At 44.3% G+C, this 15,610-nt stretch carries 19 protein-coding genes; 6 read left to right on the plus strand and 13 right to left on the minus strand.

Features of this window, described 5'->3' with window-relative positions; translation table 11 throughout:
* Nucleotides 1-110 precede the first annotated feature (110 nt).
* On the plus strand, nt 111-1,487 hold the full coding sequence (nhaC, locus tag NOM72_RS14795; protein WP_023467215.1) for a Na+/H+ antiporter NhaC: 1,377 nt from the start codon (nt 111-113) through the stop codon (nt 1,485-1,487).
* A 260-nt stretch (nt 1,488-1,747) separates the two neighbouring features.
* On the plus strand, nt 1,748-1,957 hold the full coding sequence (locus tag NOM72_RS14800; RefSeq protein ID WP_023467214.1) for a DUF3006 domain-containing protein: 210 nt from the start codon (nt 1,748-1,750) through the stop codon (nt 1,955-1,957).
* A 91-nt stretch (nt 1,958-2,048) separates the two neighbouring features.
* On the opposite strand, the gene NOM72_RS14805 is transcribed toward NOM72_RS14800, so the two are convergent.
* The 5 genes from NOM72_RS14805 to nfsA all read right to left on the minus strand — a co-directional run bounded on the left by NOM72_RS14805 (nt 2,049) and on the right by nfsA (nt 6,068).
* Nucleotides 2,049-2,501, minus strand: a complete 453-nt coding sequence (locus tag NOM72_RS14805) for a hypothetical protein (RefSeq protein WP_023467213.1) — start codon at nt 2,499-2,501, stop codon at nt 2,049-2,051.
* Between the two features lie 2 nt (nt 2,502-2,503).
* Nucleotides 2,504-3,049: a TlpA family protein disulfide reductase gene (locus tag NOM72_RS14810; protein WP_058265748.1), complete on the minus strand. Its 546-nt coding sequence runs from the start codon at nt 3,047-3,049 to the stop codon at nt 2,504-2,506.
* Nucleotides 3,050-3,197: 148 nt separating this feature from the next.
* Nucleotides 3,198-3,908 (minus strand): NAD(P)H-binding protein, encoded by a 711-nt coding sequence (locus NOM72_RS14815; RefSeq protein ID WP_023467211.1) that lies wholly within the window; start codon nt 3,906-3,908, stop codon nt 3,198-3,200.
* A 156-nt stretch (nt 3,909-4,064) separates the two neighbouring features.
* A complete protein-coding gene (locus NOM72_RS14820) occupies nt 4,065-5,306 on the minus strand; it encodes an LCP family protein (RefSeq protein ID WP_023467209.1) in 1,242 nt (413 codons plus the stop codon).
* Between the two features lie 15 nt (nt 5,307-5,321).
* A complete protein-coding gene (gene nfsA, locus NOM72_RS14825; RefSeq protein ID WP_023467208.1) occupies nt 5,322-6,068 on the minus strand; it encodes an oxygen-insensitive NADPH nitroreductase in 747 nt (248 codons plus the stop codon).
* 144 nt (nt 6,069-6,212) lie between these two features.
* On the opposite strand from nfsA, the gene NOM72_RS14830 reads away from it, so the two are divergent.
* Nucleotides 6,213-7,124 (plus strand): hypothetical protein, encoded by a 912-nt coding sequence (locus tag NOM72_RS14830; protein ID WP_255999411.1) that lies wholly within the window; start codon nt 6,213-6,215, stop codon nt 7,122-7,124.
* A gap of 89 nt (nt 7,125-7,213) precedes the next feature.
* On the opposite strand, the gene NOM72_RS14835 is transcribed toward NOM72_RS14830, so the two are convergent.
* Complete coding sequence (locus tag NOM72_RS14835) at nt 7,214-7,477, minus strand: hypothetical protein (RefSeq protein WP_023467206.1); 264 nt, start codon at nt 7,475-7,477, stop codon at nt 7,214-7,216.
* 128 nt (nt 7,478-7,605) lie between these two features.
* Here NOM72_RS14835 and NOM72_RS14840 point away from each other — a divergent pair, with 128 nt between their 5' ends.
* Nucleotides 7,606-8,445 carry a GNAT family N-acetyltransferase gene (locus tag NOM72_RS14840; RefSeq protein WP_035398871.1) on the plus strand — a complete coding sequence of 280 codons (840 nt, stop codon included), beginning with the start codon at nt 7,606-7,608 and terminating at the stop codon, nt 8,443-8,445.
* On the opposite strand, the gene NOM72_RS14845 is transcribed toward NOM72_RS14840, so the two are convergent.
* The 4 genes from NOM72_RS14845 to NOM72_RS14860 form a co-directional block, all read right to left on the minus strand.
* Nucleotides 8,434-9,369 (minus strand): hypothetical protein, encoded by a 936-nt coding sequence (locus NOM72_RS14845; RefSeq protein WP_255999412.1) that lies wholly within the window; start codon nt 9,367-9,369, stop codon nt 8,434-8,436. The genes NOM72_RS14840 and NOM72_RS14845 overlap by 12 nt on opposite strands.
* A 112-nt stretch (nt 9,370-9,481) precedes the next feature.
* The gene (locus NOM72_RS14850) at nt 9,482-9,841 is read right to left on the minus strand and encodes a hypothetical protein (protein ID WP_255999413.1); all 360 of its coding nucleotides are present in this window, start codon (nt 9,839-9,841) and stop codon (nt 9,482-9,484) included.
* A 28-nt stretch (nt 9,842-9,869) separates the two neighbouring features.
* Entirely contained in the window at nt 9,870-10,322 is a 453-nt protein-coding gene (locus NOM72_RS14855; protein ID WP_238987954.1) for a GNAT family N-acetyltransferase, read from the minus strand.
* 47 nt (nt 10,323-10,369) lie between these two features.
* Nucleotides 10,370-10,885, minus strand: a complete 516-nt coding sequence (locus NOM72_RS14860) for a GNAT family N-acetyltransferase (RefSeq protein ID WP_035398833.1) — start codon at nt 10,883-10,885, stop codon at nt 10,370-10,372.
* A gap of 247 nt (nt 10,886-11,132) precedes the next feature.
* Here NOM72_RS14860 and murB point away from each other — a divergent pair, with 247 nt between their 5' ends.
* The gene (gene murB, locus NOM72_RS14865) at nt 11,133-12,044 is read left to right on the plus strand and encodes a UDP-N-acetylmuramate dehydrogenase (RefSeq protein WP_035398835.1); all 912 of its coding nucleotides are present in this window, start codon (nt 11,133-11,135) and stop codon (nt 12,042-12,044) included.
* A 55-nt stretch (nt 12,045-12,099) separates the two neighbouring features.
* On the opposite strand, the gene NOM72_RS14870 is transcribed toward murB, so the two are convergent.
* On the minus strand, nt 12,100-13,323 hold the full coding sequence (locus NOM72_RS14870) for an aminopeptidase (protein ID WP_035398837.1): 1,224 nt from the start codon (nt 13,321-13,323) through the stop codon (nt 12,100-12,102).
* A 98-nt stretch (nt 13,324-13,421) separates the two neighbouring features.
* Between NOM72_RS14870 and NOM72_RS14875 the strand changes: the two genes are divergently transcribed.
* Nucleotides 13,422-13,841, plus strand: a complete 420-nt coding sequence (locus NOM72_RS14875; protein ID WP_023467198.1) for a YkvA family protein — start codon at nt 13,422-13,424, stop codon at nt 13,839-13,841.
* 36 nt (nt 13,842-13,877) lie between these two features.
* On the opposite strand, the gene NOM72_RS14880 is transcribed toward NOM72_RS14875, so the two are convergent.
* A complete protein-coding gene (locus tag NOM72_RS14880) occupies nt 13,878-14,714 on the minus strand; it encodes a formate/nitrite transporter family protein (protein ID WP_023467197.1) in 837 nt (278 codons plus the stop codon).
* A 183-nt stretch (nt 14,715-14,897) separates the two neighbouring features.
* Nucleotides 14,898-15,509, minus strand: a complete 612-nt coding sequence (locus tag NOM72_RS14885; RefSeq protein ID WP_255999414.1) for a hypothetical protein — start codon at nt 15,507-15,509, stop codon at nt 14,898-14,900.
* Nucleotides 15,510-15,610: the final 101 nt, after the last annotated feature.

Here is a 15,610-nt window from a genome sequence, read left to right on the forward strand (position 1 = left end):
GTCCTCCATAATATTCGTTAGTATTACGTTTGTTCAATGCTTTTGTGCATAAAAGCGTGTTAGCAACAGAGCGTTATCATACTCTCATATTCATATAAGGAGGTGGAAGCATGCGCATGTCATTCCGTGAATCCGCAGCTATCCTAGGAATCAGTATCATCATCTTATTGTCCGCGTTATTCGGTGCTAAAGCCGAACCGCATCTTGCCATCTTGTCTAGTCTTATTTTTGTCTCAGGATATGCCGTTTACCGCGGTTTTAAGTTCGAGGACGTCGAACACCATATGATTCAAGGTATTCGGGAAGCGATTAAACCGATCTTGATCATGTTGCTCGTCGGTATGACGATCGCGGTCTGGATGATGAGTGGCGCAGTGCCGACCCTTCTTCATTTTGGGTTATCGACCCTTTCAGCGACTTGGTTCGCACCGAGCGCTCTTCTGATTGCGATGGTCGTCTCGACCTTTACAGGTAGTTCGTTTACAACGATCGGTACGGTCGGTGTTGCCTTGATGGGTATCGCAATCGCACTGGGCGTCAATCCTGCACTTGCAGCAGGCGCCATCATCAGTGGAGCTTGTTTCGGAGATAAGATGTCACCTTTATCAGATACGACGAATTTCGCGCCCGGAATCGTCAATGTGTCTGTGTTCGATCATATTCGTTTCATGATGGGAACGACGATTCCCGCTATCACGATCACATTCATCTTATTCTTCATTTTCGGACGTAGTAGTGGAAATGTTGATTCATCCGTTGTTCAAACGACACAGCAGGAGTTAGCTCGTTTGTTCGACTTGTCACCTTGGACGTTGCTTTCACCGTTGCTCGTCATGGTGTTAGCATTACGTAAGATGCCCGTCATCCCAACACTTGTTGCTGGTGTTTTAAGTGGATTGTTGTTAACAGGTCTTGTACAAGGAAACTGGAATATCTCGAACTGGATGGCAGTCATTCAGAACGGATTAAAACTAGAATCTTCTAGTGAGACGGTTACATCCATCATTAGTAAAGGTGGATTGCAATCGATGATGTGGTCCGTTTCACTCGTCATGCTCGCGCTCGCTTTCGGTGGCGTCTTGCGTGGTATCGGTGTCATCGATGTCGTCATTGAACGAACGGTTTCCCGATTGAAGCGCGATGGCAGCATCATTTCATCGGTTGCCTTATCATCGATCGGTGTTAACTTCATGGCTGGAGAGCAATACTTGTCCATCTTGCTTCCGGGTCAAGCATTCAAGAAAATCTTTGAAGAGCGTCAGATTGATCCGCGTTTCCTTTCTCGTTCACTCGAAGATGGAGGAACACTCGTCAACCCACTCATTCCGTGGGGAGTTTCTGGAGCATTCTTTGCTTCTACTCTTGGTGTCCCGGTAACTGAATACATCCCGTTCGCATTCTTTTTACTCCTTTCACCATTGTTTACGTTTTTACTCGCATTTCTTCGTCCAACGAAAATCGAAACAAAACAATCTCTCGCTTCTTGAGTCTATTTCATATTAAAGATTCCGATATGTCCTATCGGGTCTTTTTTTCTTACCAGTATCTCCTTCATTTCCTGTTAAATACGTCAGATTTAAGACGAAAACGGCTTGGAATCACGTTTTTTTAAAGAATCATGTGTAAAGATGAAATGAACTGGGAATATACCAAACATAAGATTAAAAATTACAAAGAATGATAGAGAGAGAGTACGTTCCTGATCGACCAAGGGATGACTTCGATGTAATTTGTGGGAGGAGTTAATATGATCAAACGTGGTACGCTGGAGCGACTTGACGGCAAATATGCTGTCCTGCTATGGGAAAATGGTTCAAGTTTCATTCCACGACGTTATTTACCACCTGAAGCAAGGTTAGGCGATACGATTATTTTTGACGGTACAACCTATACGTTAGATGTCAGTAATTCATCACCCTCTTCCTTTCAAACATTTTCGTTTCGGCAAATGGGTTGATGATCGATAAAAAGCCATTCAGTACCATGAATTGACTATAGAGAAGGAGTTTCTCTCATCAGTCTTTCATGAAATGAATGGCTTTTTCGCTTTATCTACGCACATATAGGGAGTGACCATGACACGATGGGCAGGAAAAGTGATCGATATCGGATATTTCGATTCGCTCTAGTATCGTCTGATCATGTGGGCATTCGTAAAGTGGTTGAACGACATCTAGTTGTAAAAATAGGGCACACCAAAACCGATTCGAAAATCGGTGACAAGTCGGACAGTGGTATAAATCCAATTGATACGGTACCCAACCATCCGCTAATTCCTCCTGATAAAGCTGATAGTGCTGAATTAATCGAAATCGATTCCAGTCGTCTACATACGTTCGCTGTAAAATCGGTTCATGCATCGACGGAACGAACCAAAGCGGGAGACCTGTCATGAACGCTTCGACCCCTTGTGTCAAGACAGCAGGAAATGTCGGCCAACCATCTAGTTGACCGAGTTGGAATGTTTGTTGAAAGGAGCAGTTGTGGCATAGGAGTTCCATTGTCATCCTCCTGTTCGTTTCACCATCTCTTTTAACATCTGTTCCGTTACAGGACCGATGTGCTTCGAAAGAATCTTTCCTTTCCGGTCTAATACATAAGTCGCTGGCATTGCTACGAGACGATAAGCATCTTCTGACGTTCCCTTTCGATCATACAACACAGGATATTCAACAGGTGTCTGCTTCAGAAAATCGGCAACATCCGAAACACGTCGTTCTGATGTCGTGACATTGATCCCGTAAACGGGTACATCTGTATGTCGTGCAAAGGCATTTAGTTCTGGAATCTCTTGTTTACAAGGTGGACACCACGTTGCCCAAAAATTAATGACAAAGACATCATGATTGATTTCGTCTAGATCGATGGTTTTTCCTTCTTGATGTAAGGATAGGTTCGGGGCTTTCATCCCTACTTCGAGACCACCTTGTGATACTTGTTTTTGTTGTTGCTCCACTTTTTTTTGTTTTGCATCATATGTTTGATAACCTTGATAGGCAATGCCGATAATAGCAATCGCTAGGATCAGATAGATCAACGGTTTTTTCACATCTAACCCCCTCCTTCTTTGTTCAGTGTAGCAGACTTCCTCTTTTCGACTATCTACTTTTATCAACAAAAAAGCGAACTCTTCCGTCTTATACGCGGAAATGAGTTCGCTTCATTTTAGAGAATTCACGTTTTAACGAGACAAACAGTTAGTTAAAACGTGGTAATTGTTTTTTGACTTGACGGTTATCTTTAACGCTACCGACAGCTTCCGCTCCCCCTAAGGCCTCATTCAAGGAAGTCTTCCCTTCCTTGACTTCTAGACGTCGATTGAATACCGATCGATTATCGACAGAAGCAACGAGGATCGATGCGACATCCGTTTCCGAAATCGTCGCGTCCTTCGTGTCCTTCAAATCTTCATCGGCTTCAATCAAGCCACGCCCTTCACCTGTTGTGATGGCAACCGGACAAATGATCGTATACGTCAAACCACTATGTTCAATCTGTTCCTCTGCTGCATTCTTAGCAGCGTAGAACGGATAGACATCTTTCTTGAATTGCTCAGGTCGATCTGCACCATAAGCGCTCAGTAGCACGAAATGACGTACTCGCGCTTTTTTAGCTGCATCAATTGTTTTCAAAGCGACTGTTCGATCCAGCAGTTCTATTTCAGTTGCTTCGCCGTCTACTCCTGCGGTCGCCGCACAAATGACTGCATCCTGCCCTGCGACTCCGTGCTCAATGACTTTTTCGAGTTCTGTTTCGATATCGACGTAATGCGCCTTGACACCGAGTTTTTCGAATCGTTCCACCAGATGTTCATGACGAACGATGACCGTGACCTGATGACCCTTGGCAAGCGATTTGACGACGCGCGCTCCAATCGTACCGGATGCACCTACGACTAGTACTTTCATATGGGGGGTCCCTCCTCGATAAGTTAGTCACCTTCGTGGAATGTCATGATGTCATGTCCAAAAATCGTCGATTTCAGAGATAACCTAAAACAATCCACCAAAGGAGCAACGTACATCAATTTATACCCGCAATGACCGGAAGGAAACCCCTCCCCATTAGTTCTTCAATGTGCCATAAAACGTCGTATCGAGCTGATCACGTAGTTCTTGCAGTGCCTTCTCATTCGGTAAATCATAGAAAATCCCGTTCAGTCGCTGACTGACCGCCTCGATTTCATAATGTTTTCGTTCTGACATCAAGGCAATCGATAACCCTGCCGTTGCCATCTCGCGGACGCTTAAATCGAGGTTCATCTCTTCTTTCATATACGTGTGCGCTGCTGGAATTTTCGACCATCCAGTTGGCTTCATCAAGTGTGTCGCGACGGCTTGGATGACTTCCGACTGCCGATTCGCGCGCGCTCCATCATTATCCGTTTTTCGATGTCTCGAATAGGCAAGTGCCATCGCACCATCCATATGGTATTCCTTCCCCTTTTGGAATGAATACTGATTTGCTTTCCCGCTTGCATCCTGCTCGGAGAACGTTCCTGTCGAGACAAGGTCGATTCCGCCGATTTGATCCACTAATCCGATGAAACTATCGAAGGAGATGACGATCTTTCCATCGATCTCTTCATCGAGTAGACCTGAAACAGCATCTTGCGTACACTCTTCTCCACCGAAGGCAAAGGCATGCGTGATTTTATCCTTCTTTCCATTCTCACAGGAAATCGGTGTATACGTGTCTCGAGGAATCGACGTCAACTGAATCGTTCGAGAAAGTGGAATGAATTGCATGACCGACAGGGAGTCTGAACGTGATCCACGCAACGACTCTCCAGGTCGTGCATCACTACCGATCAATAAGAACGTGAATGGTTGTGAAGCAAAAAGAACGAATGCGATGAGCAACAATAAAAATAGTCCAAGAAGCTTTCGTTTAAAACGACGTTTTTTCTTGATTTTTTTAGGATGAGCTTCGCGTGAAGAGACGTCAGGATTCTGCTGTACCGATTGCTCTGATCGCCCCGCCTTCCTCGGGCGTCTCGAGCGTTCCCGATTAGCAAACAACCGTGATCCGGCACCCCCGATCATCTGTGCGACCTGTTTAAGCATGCCGCTCCCGGAACGACGCGATGTACTTTTTCGATCTCGCGGTTGCTCTTCGACATATCGATGATACGTAGCCGGTTCTTGCTGCTTCTCAAAGGATTGTTGAGAAAATGATTCGTCCGGCGCGTACGCTTTCGAAAAAGCTTCTTCTTGCCTAGCCTGCTCTTCTTCTTGCCTAGCCTGCTCTTCTAACTGCATACGTCGTCGCTCCAAGCGAGAGCGGTGTGGTTGATGTTCTGCCATTCAGATACCTCCGTATCAATCTTTTGCGATCTGTTTCTCTTTCAAGAACTCGCGGAGATACGTCCGTTTCGGTTCGTGCATCGAGGCAGCCATCTGCTTGACCCACCCTTCTGTCCGTTGACCACCGGTCCGTTCTCCGTAATACGATGACGTTGACTCTTCGTATCCTGTCAGTAACTCACGCATCGTATCGTCATCAGTATACGTATTCCGGTGGAAGACCGCATCCATCGGAAGGCGGGGTTTTTTACCCGGTTGTTGATCCGGAAGACCGACCGCGACTCCGAATAATGGTACGACGTGATCTGGAAGTTGTAAGAGTTCGCTGACACGACGAGCATCATTTCGTAGTGAACCGATGTAGACCGTTCCGTAGCCGAGCGACTCGGCAGCTACGACTAAATTTTGAGCGGCAAGTCCCGCATCGACAGCCCCTACGACAAGCGCTTCCGTCGTCTCGATCGTCCGGCTCACGTCGCCTCCTGCTAGTTCTGCCGCTAACGTATGTTTGTGGTAATCCATACAAAAGACGAAGAAGTAACTGTTTTCTGCCACATATCGTTGACCACTTGCAACGTCGACTAATTGTCGTTTCAATCCTTCGTCTTCGACACCGATGATCGCATAGGCTTGCTGATAAGAGGATGTCGAGGCAGCTTGTGCGGCTTTTATGAGTGTTTCAATCGTCTCTTCGTCTAATTGATGTTGTTTGAATTTCCGGATTGACCGGTGGTTGAGTAAATGTTGAATGGTTTCATTCATGTGTAATCGTCCCCTTCTGTAATGAGTCTTCTTATTTAAGATAGTCGTCTCTGACTAAAAAGCGCAAATGAAGAGGTTCGGTTTATGAAAAAAGCGGGAATTGAATAGTGTTGTACTGTGCTTTTCTTGCGAAGGAGGGCGATCATGAGAATACGGAAACTGCGACTCTTACTAGAACAATATGGCGATACGACCCTTCGCGATATCATCGTCGAAATCTATCGTCAACTCCCGAGACAAGTCATCGAAGAGAAAGAGTTCGACGCCATGTTGACACAGTTCGTGAAGTATAAGGATTTGCAAAAAGAACAGGAACAACCGACCGTCGAACAGACGATTGCTCAGACGGAACGGTTTATTCAATTAGCATACGATCTCCAGTACCTTGAGCCAAATACGATCGTACCGCTTCGCGAACAAAAGAATTGGTATATCACCGCAAAACGCCTGTTGAAGCATTTACGCCATTACGCTCATCGTAAAAACGGAACCCGGATTGCCTTTGAGGAATTTTTCTTTCTTCTTTCGTCGGCTGCCGGGGAAGAACCTTTATTTTTAAGTAATGATCCGTTTCGATTATTGAAAGTCTCGCAAGTCGATTTTTTTCAAGAATTAGTCGGCTATTATAAAAATGATAGTCATGGTGTCGAGTGGATGGAACGCGCCCTCTATACAGCGTTGAAGGTTCCGATGGACGTCGATACCGAGCGCAGTGACCTTTTGCTTGCCGTACTTGCCCATTGCGAGAAATCCGAACATCAAGAAGCATATATCCATTGCTTGAATGCGCATGCTAAAAAACTACAGTCGCATGTTCGGATTGATGCAGACGCTTTATCCACCTATCAAGAAATTCGTTTCGCAGAGCTACATGCTCTCATTTCCCTACGCGCGTTAGATCGAGCGGAGACGATGCTTTTCACTGAATATATCCCATATTTTTCGCATCGCTCGACTCCGTTTCGCTATTACCTCGATCTCCTCGAACGAGCCGGACTCGAACAAGAACACGAACGAATGGCACGCGTTGGTCGAAAAAAACGAATTCATTTCTAAGAGTAGATTCTTCTTGATCACACGTAGTAGACAATAAAAGGCAAGTGACGATGGATTCGTCACTTGCCTTTTTATTAGTCAGATTCATTTCAATCGGAGGCATTGACGATGCCAAGTCCAACTGTTGCGAGTAATGCAATACAAGCGAATAGGAATGCCATGTCGTTCGGTGAATCGAATCCTTCATAGATCGGTTCTTTTCGATCGACGATAATATGACTTTGTGCTCCATAATCGCCGTATGTCGTAGACATACTGATATCAGGCTCGTCATAATCCTTTGCTTCTCCTACTGTCGCATCAGCGAGAAGTAAAAAGAGTGTTAATCCAATCACGCCCCAAAGATATTTCATAATCAATTAACCTCATTTTCTTAAATAATCCATCTACTTTCCGTTTCAAAAACAATATATAAATACCTTTAATTTACTGTAAAATAATAGGTGAATAAACTTCATATAATTAAGGGAGGACTATGATTTTGTCTATCGTACATTATAATCAACTGTCACGGAATCAAAAACGACATGTTCACCAACTATTACAACATAATCAATGGGCACACGACATTCCTTTTTTTCAATTACTTGAAGGTCATCAATTCGTTTATCTCAAACATGATCTAGTCTATGCGACTCTTGGTTATCGTATTTCAAATGAAATGACTTGTCTGATGAACGGTGCCTACTCAAATATCTCCGCATTTCACCTTCTTGCGAAACACTTACATGAGTATCTTGTTCGTCAAGGTGCCCAACAAATTAAAGTACAGGTCGTTCCGCCTCAAGATGGTGCGCTATCATCGGTTTGGAAAACACTCGGATATACACTTTCTGCTGAACAATTTCGCTTAATCGGAATTTCAAATGACCGTGTATCATCTTTACGCTTTCAACCTATACATGCCCGTAATCAAGAATTATACCTCACTCTTCGAAATCACTCTATAAAAGGATGTGATCATCTTTTTCCATATCATCAAGAACATTATGAACAATTCAGCCATTCAAACACATCACCTTATTTAATATACGACCAACAATTAGTGATCGGTACACTGCTCTATCAAAAATATGGTCGTACGATTCGTCTCCTTGAAATCACGTGTTTGCCCGAGTTGAAATATCAAGGTTACGGTCGGCGAATTTTAGATACCTTTCAAGCCAAATTGTGTAAAGCAAACATCAAGACGTTCGAAACCATTTTTCATTCCACAAACTTAGATGTGTTGAGACTATACCAAAAAAGTACATTTTGCGATATCCAACTTTTTTCTCATTGGCATACGTTTCAAGTTCAAAATAAATCGTTAACCACGTAATCGTTCAATCACTTCATCGTATTCAGGCAACACATACTCCGCATCCATTTCTCGAAAATCAACATGACCCGTTTTAAGAAGCACTAGCCCCATCTCGTATAATTGTTCGATGTAGGCGTCTCCCCATGTCAAAGCAAGTCCAGGTTGATGGTTATGAAAAGCAAGTAAGGCATCTTCAATCATTTCAGAAGCAATAGATGATTGCATCACACGGTTCAACAAAGATTGGAACAGTACGGTTTGTCGTCCGATCAGCGCATAAAACGGGAAATAATGTTTAGCATAAACAAACGTCGCTAGATAGGCATCCGCCTCAATCGTCTTTAGTAACAATGGTGAAGCGGGACGTTGTAATCGTTCTGCAAGTCCAACGGTCGCCTTGCATTCGCACAGCTGATCAAGCACTCGAACCGTCAACTCCTCTTCGATATCGAGCAATAAGACGAGGTCAAGCAGATTCAATTCATGCGTCTCCATGAATTGATCACTGCGTTGAAGATGCATCGTGTAAGTAAAGTCCAGTTTTTCAGCAACAAGTGCCCATAACTCTGAATGGCGCGCCGCATATAGACCTACCGGAAAGTGAAGGGGTTGGCGGACGATCGATCGATGCCCTTCAAGTGTATAGACTTGATTGACGTCTAGACCGTATGCTAGCAGCATTTCGAGTAACTGCTGACGATTTTGACACGTGACGAGTGTTTGGAACAGACGATCGACTTCGACGAGTGGTTGTTTCATTTCAAGCGCTATTTTTAAATGAGCAGGTGAATCCTGCTCTAGCGCCCGCTTAATGAATTGTAAGGCCTGTTGTTCCGCATCGTTCAGTTGGGCAACATATGTCCGAAACATTTCGATGTCAAGTTCCCGGAAGGCTTGTAACGCCGGTGCAATTGATTGATTTTTTATAAAGGGTTTCCACATGATTCCCTCGACCTCCTCATTCCAGTATCTCTTCGTAGTGTACGCAATATCCTATCGTCTTGAAAGCAAAAAATGGAGAATCTTCCGTCGTTTCAGGAAGATTCTCCATTTTTTATTTTTTACCGACTTTTAAATGAGCGTTTCGAAAGACGGCATCTTGTTTTCCTGTCTTTTCAACACTTGTTCCGACAGACCCCAGGTATTCGATTTCATCCTTTGGTTGAATGAACTCGTATGTGATGGCAGGTTCGCCCCGAAGTCGAACGTGTATGATTTGTCGATGTCGTAAAGAGAATGATGCGCGCACTTCAAGAAAGGCGGAAGCTGATAAATCATGTTGCCGCTCTAAGATCGTCATCAACTCTTTTTCAGAGTCACGATAGTTCCCCTGCAATTGAGCATACGAAATACCGACTCCTAAAGATAGGATACCAATTAGACTAAGAGCGAAAATGACCAGCACTTTCTTCATGACTGATCCACCTCCGAAAAAGTTCATTCTACTTATTCATCGGTTCATCGATCGTCGACGTGAAGTCTTTTTTTGAATCCTTTGCGTGAAACTGCATGTCCACATGTGGAATATCATCTTCTAAATAAGGGTCGGATACGGTTTCGAAACCAAACGATCCGTAAAACCCTTCTAGGTGTGCTTGTGCCTGTAAGTAGATCGCAGCTTCTTTCTGCAAATGCACCATCGCTCTCTCCATCATTTGTCTCGCTAACCCAACCGATCGGTGAGCATGGTGAACAGCTACCCGTCCAATCGCGACTCCTTTTGTCGGGTGATCGTACATCCGAAGACATCCGACGATTTGACCACTCTCACTCCGGACGATTAGGTGTGTCGCTTGTTGATCTTGATCATCTAGCTCCGGATACGCGCACTCCTGCTCGACGACGAAGATATCCGTCCGTAATTTCAAAAGTGCATATAAGGTATCAGGTGTCATGGAGTGAAAAGACGCGAAGTTAAATTCGTACATAAAAACTCTCCTCTTTAGTTACGACAAAGTCGTGATAGTTGTCCAGCGTAAATCGTGACAGGAATGCCTCTAAACACCGTATCTTTTTCCCAGTTCAGTCCGTTGGCACGAGCGACGTTTTGCGAAGCATGATTATCGGGATGAATGATCGAGATGATTCGATCATGCCCTCGATTGAACGCCTCCATCATTAATTGTTTTGCTGCTTCACGACCATAACCGACTTTCCAGTGCTTTGGTTCGAGCCAATAACCGACCTCTAACTCTTCTTTCCCATCGACTTCCTGCATCAATAATCCGGCGAAGCCAATCGGTTCATTCGTTTCTTTTATGAACAACAGTAAAAAACCAGTTTGTCGCTCATCCGAGTATCGCTCCAATTGCCGTTCGAACCACTCTCGTGCCTCATCTTCACTCAAGGCAATGCCTCCATTGATATAACGCATGACTTGCTCATTTTGAACAAGTGACTTATAAAAACTGAAATCCTCTTCTTCAAACGGTCGCATCCATAAACGTTCACTTTCCATCGTCATCGCCTCCTTCTATACTTCTCTTTTCCCGAGTTCTTTTCGCTTCATTCCTCTTCCTGCCCCTGCTTTCCTTGTGACATTTTTCATTACTAATCGATGACATTCACTCCCTAGTGCTTGCAATTCCCGGCATAAGTCGGTATTTTGGGAACAGTATGTTGAACAACGACCGCACGATTAATGTTAAAATATATTTTGAGCGCATGAGCGCTGGTAGGAATTCATGAAAAGGACTGAGACCATAATGACTGAACAAGTAATGACGGGACTGTATGAAGGCATTTCAAAAGAGTCCGTACTAATCAATGAACCTTTAAAATATCATACGTATACAAAAATGGGAGGAATCGCGGATTTATTCATCATTCCAACCTCTTATGAAGAAACGGCTTTTGTCGTCCGATATGCTTACGAACAAGGTATTCCCTTGACGTTGCTTGGAAACGGATCGAATCTTGTCGTACGTGACGGCGGCATCCGCGGCATTGTCCTCTCCTTTGAGAAGTTAACCGATATCTCGGTTGAAGGACATGAACTCGTTGCTCAAAGTGGTGCAGCAATCATCGAAGCGTCTCGTGTAGCTTACGCGCATCAGCTCAGCGGTCTTGAATTCGCTTGTGGGATTCCAGGAACGATTGGTGGCGCATTGATCATGAATGCGGGAGCATACGGTGGTGAAGTCAAGGATTGCCTCCATAGCGCTACTGTATTGACACGACAAGGAGAACTGTTGAACATTTCGCATGATGAACTCGAACTGGGATACCGGACAAGTTGCTTCTCGAAGAAAGAATACATCATCCTCGAAGGTCGATTTGCCTTAACAGAGGGTGACCCAGCACTAATCAAGGAAGTCATGGATGATTTGACGCATAAGCGAGAAACGAAACAACCACTCGAGTACCCTTCTTGTGGTAGCGTCTTTAAACGTCCAGAAGGCTATTTTGCAGGGAAGCTGATTCAAGATAGCAACTTACAGGGAACACGCATCGGTGGCGCTGAAGTGTCCAAGAAACACGCTGGTTTCATCGTCAACGTCGAGAATGCGTCAGCATCCGACTATATCGCGCTCATTCGTCATGTCCAAGAAACGGTTCAAGAAAAATTCGGTATCTTACTTGAGACAGAAGTGAAAATTATCGGTGAAGAAGCATAACAAGAATCTTACAAGAAAAGGTGAGCTCCGTATTCGGACTCACCTTTTTGTTCGTTTAGATTGACCAGTTTCCGTCACGCATGACTGATTCACGCGTTCCGTCTGCAAGTTCTCCTTCAATCGATAGATCCGCTGATCCAATCATGAAGTCGACATGCGTCATCGAGTCGTTCGCGCCTTGTGCTTCTAGTTCTTCTGCTGAAAGGCTAGGACCATTTTCGAGACACGTCGAGTACGCACGACCAATCGCTAAGTGGCATGAAGCATTTTCATCAAACAATGTATTATAGAATAGGATACCCGAGTCAGAAATCGGCGAACGGTGTGGCACGAGCGCAACTTCTCCAAGATAACGTGCACCTTCATCAAGTGAAATCAAGTCATCTAATGCTTCTTGACCCTGTTTCGCTTCCGCTTTAACGATTTTTCCGTTCTCGAACCAGAGTGTGAACTCATCAATCAAGTTCCCACTATAGCTAAGCGGTTTTGTGCTCGAGACGTGTCCGTTGACTCCTGTCTTTTTCGGTAACGTGAACACTTCTTCTGTCGGCAGATTCGCGATGAAATCAACACCATCTGCATTCGGACCACCGCCACCTAACCAAACATGACGTTCTGGTAATTCGATTGATAATTCTGTTCCTGGAGCTGTGTAGTGCAATGTTTTGTATTTCTTCTCTGTCAGGAATTTTGCTTTTGAACGCAGATTATGATCATGATCCGCCCATGCAGCGACCGGATCCGCTTGATCGGCACGTGTAGCCTTTAAAATAGCTGACCAAAGCTCTTCAACAGCATTCTCTGAATCAGGGAATACTTTCTTCGCCCAGCTTTCAGAAGGTGCTGCTACGACACACCAGCTGACATTGTCACTCATGACGAACTTCCGCCAATTAGCAAGAGCGACACCGGCTGCTTTATTCGCACGTGCGATTCGGCTCGAGTCCACGCCATTCAATAAATCCGGATCTTCACTGACGACCGATAAGAACGCTGTCTTTTCTTCTGCCAGTTGGTCGTAACGTGCTTTTAACCAATCCGGGAACGTATCAAACGACTCTTCCGGTGCATCGAAATAACGGATTTTCGTCATCTCATCATCTGACCATTGTACATATACTTGCGTAGCTCCTACTTCGTAGGCGACACGCGTGATTTCACGAACGAGCGGCAAATTTTCGATTCCTGCACGCACCTCGAGTTGTTGTCCTGGTTGTAGATTAATTCCCGTACGCACGGCTAAAGACGCGTATTGTTGTAATTCTGCTTGTGTCGGCATTATGTAATCCCCTTTCTTGTATCTTTATTTTCACGAAATAGTTGCAATTTTGCAAGAAATAAGGCGAAACTAGAAAGAGAAGAGAAGGAGGCATCACCATGGAATTCACACCCGGCGATTTTAAATCGGCTTATACGTATTTTCACCGACAGGCACTCGACCTCGTTGGTGATGAAAAAGCACAGCAAGAATTGTTAGTTCGAGCAGAAATCGGACTTGCGCACTTGACGCAAGATATCGCGTCTACAGAAAGCTCGGACATCGAACGCGAGGCAGAACTCGTCCTTTATTTTCAATTAAAACAACTGCTTGAAATGCTTCGTGCTCTCTATCAGAAAAAATTCGAAATGCATGCGGAGCAGGAACAATTGTTATTGACGGCCGTTCTGTACTTTACGTCTCCTGTTGACGCCTTACCGGACGATAACGTCCTCGGGCTCTTCGATGATGCACAAATCGTCGAGACGATTTACGAAGAACTGGCTGCAGACGTCGATCGCTTTCAACATATGGAATGAATGAAAAAAGCAGCTGTCGCGACAGCTGCTTTTTGATTATGCATTTTGTTTCGAAGCAATATGAACAGGTGTCGTGGATTGACGTGATTCATCTACTTCTAATTTTTCTTTATTCAGCCACGTATAGATCATTCCCATGAAGACTGCTCCACCAATGATGTTTCCAGCTAAAGCTGGCAACAGGTTATGCATCGCTCCGGCAAATGTGATCGTATCCGGATGTGGTACGACTAACGCAATGGAGAACAAGGCCATATTGGCGATGACGTGATCAAATCCAGATGCGAAGAAGACTGCGACCAGTACCATCATCATCATGATCTGCGCCAACTCATTCTTCATGTTCTTTGGAATGAAAATCGCTAAACAGACCATCCAGTTACAGAAGATAGCTCGTGTGAAGATTTCCCACGTCGTATGGTGGATCTTCGTTTCTGAGACAGAAAATAACCAGTTGTTCATACCAAGCTCTTGGATGATTCCTGTTTGAGAAAAGAGTAGCGCAAATGCTAATCCTCCAAGTCCATTTCCAATCAGACAGATCAACCAGACCTTCATCGTATCCATCTTCGTCGTATAGCCGCGCATCGTCGCCGTCGTGAAATACATCGTATTTCCTGTGAACAGCTCTGCCCCACCGTAAACGATCAGGACGAGTGCCACTCCGAAGGTCAGTCCACCAACAAGTGTCGCAACAGGTGACTCCGCCATATATAGACCGTTAATTGCTTTTAAGGTAAAAATAATTGCAAATCCAATGAAAATCCCTGCTAGCATGGCACGAACTAAGTACTCGAGAGGACGCATTTGTAGCATGCGCGTCGACTTGATTGCTTTATTCCGTAATCCTTCTAATGCTTCTACCTCGTTCATCGTAGAAACCTCTCTTTCTTTTGTTCAATACTTCACAATGTTTGTTCATTTATTATCATACTTCCATCTTAAAAGATGTTCAAGTATTGAATAGACCTGTTTTATCGTTTTTATAAAAGAACGAGATGTAAACGATAACATTGTGTCGAGATTGTGAAAAATGCCTTTTCTTGCTTTATACAACTAATTAGTTTGAATTCGTAGTCGTGATGCGAAGCGTTCAAAGAACGTGTTTCGCCTTGATGCATCGAGCACATAACCATCAATGACGACCCGATTAAAGCGTCTAGAAGAGGAAGTAGCTCGTTCAATATCGGTCGGAGTGTAGGCGTCGAATGTTTTTCGGTCCATCGTAAAATCTGCACCTGAATACGGATCCGTGTAGTGAATTTCGAGATCGGTCAAATCAGGAATCGTTGAAAATAAAACAAGCGTATGATGCATCAGCACTTTAGATAACCGAGCTTTCAAAAAATCCTGATTCACTTGTAGTGTCCCAGTATCGGTACCAATCCAGGCTTGTCGCTCTTTTCCTGTAACCTCATAAACAAGCCGCAACGATTCCCCTTCGACATCTACCTGTTTTAATTCTGATGAGAACGGAAGTTGTTCGGCTAATTGACGAACCGCTACCGTATTCATCATCGAAGCACCCACTTGTCTCGCTACGAGATCTCCATCATGCCAAATAGACGTTCGATTTTCTTCATCCGATGGTTGAAAAATGCGAATACCAATTAGTATTACTAAACAAATACAACCAATAAGCAAGAACGGTTTTTTCATTTTCATCACCTTCCTAAAAAAACGTACCCTTTTTCATCTTTTTTCATAAGAAGGGTTGAAATTTTATGCATATGGGCGTACTCTTGCAGGCAGATACTCACAGAAGGAGG

Origin of the sequence: Exiguobacterium sp. LL15 (assembly GCF_024436095.1) — a bacterium.
GTDB classification, from domain to species: domain Bacteria; phylum Bacillota; class Bacilli; order Exiguobacteriales; family Exiguobacteriaceae; genus Exiguobacterium_A; species Exiguobacterium_A indicum.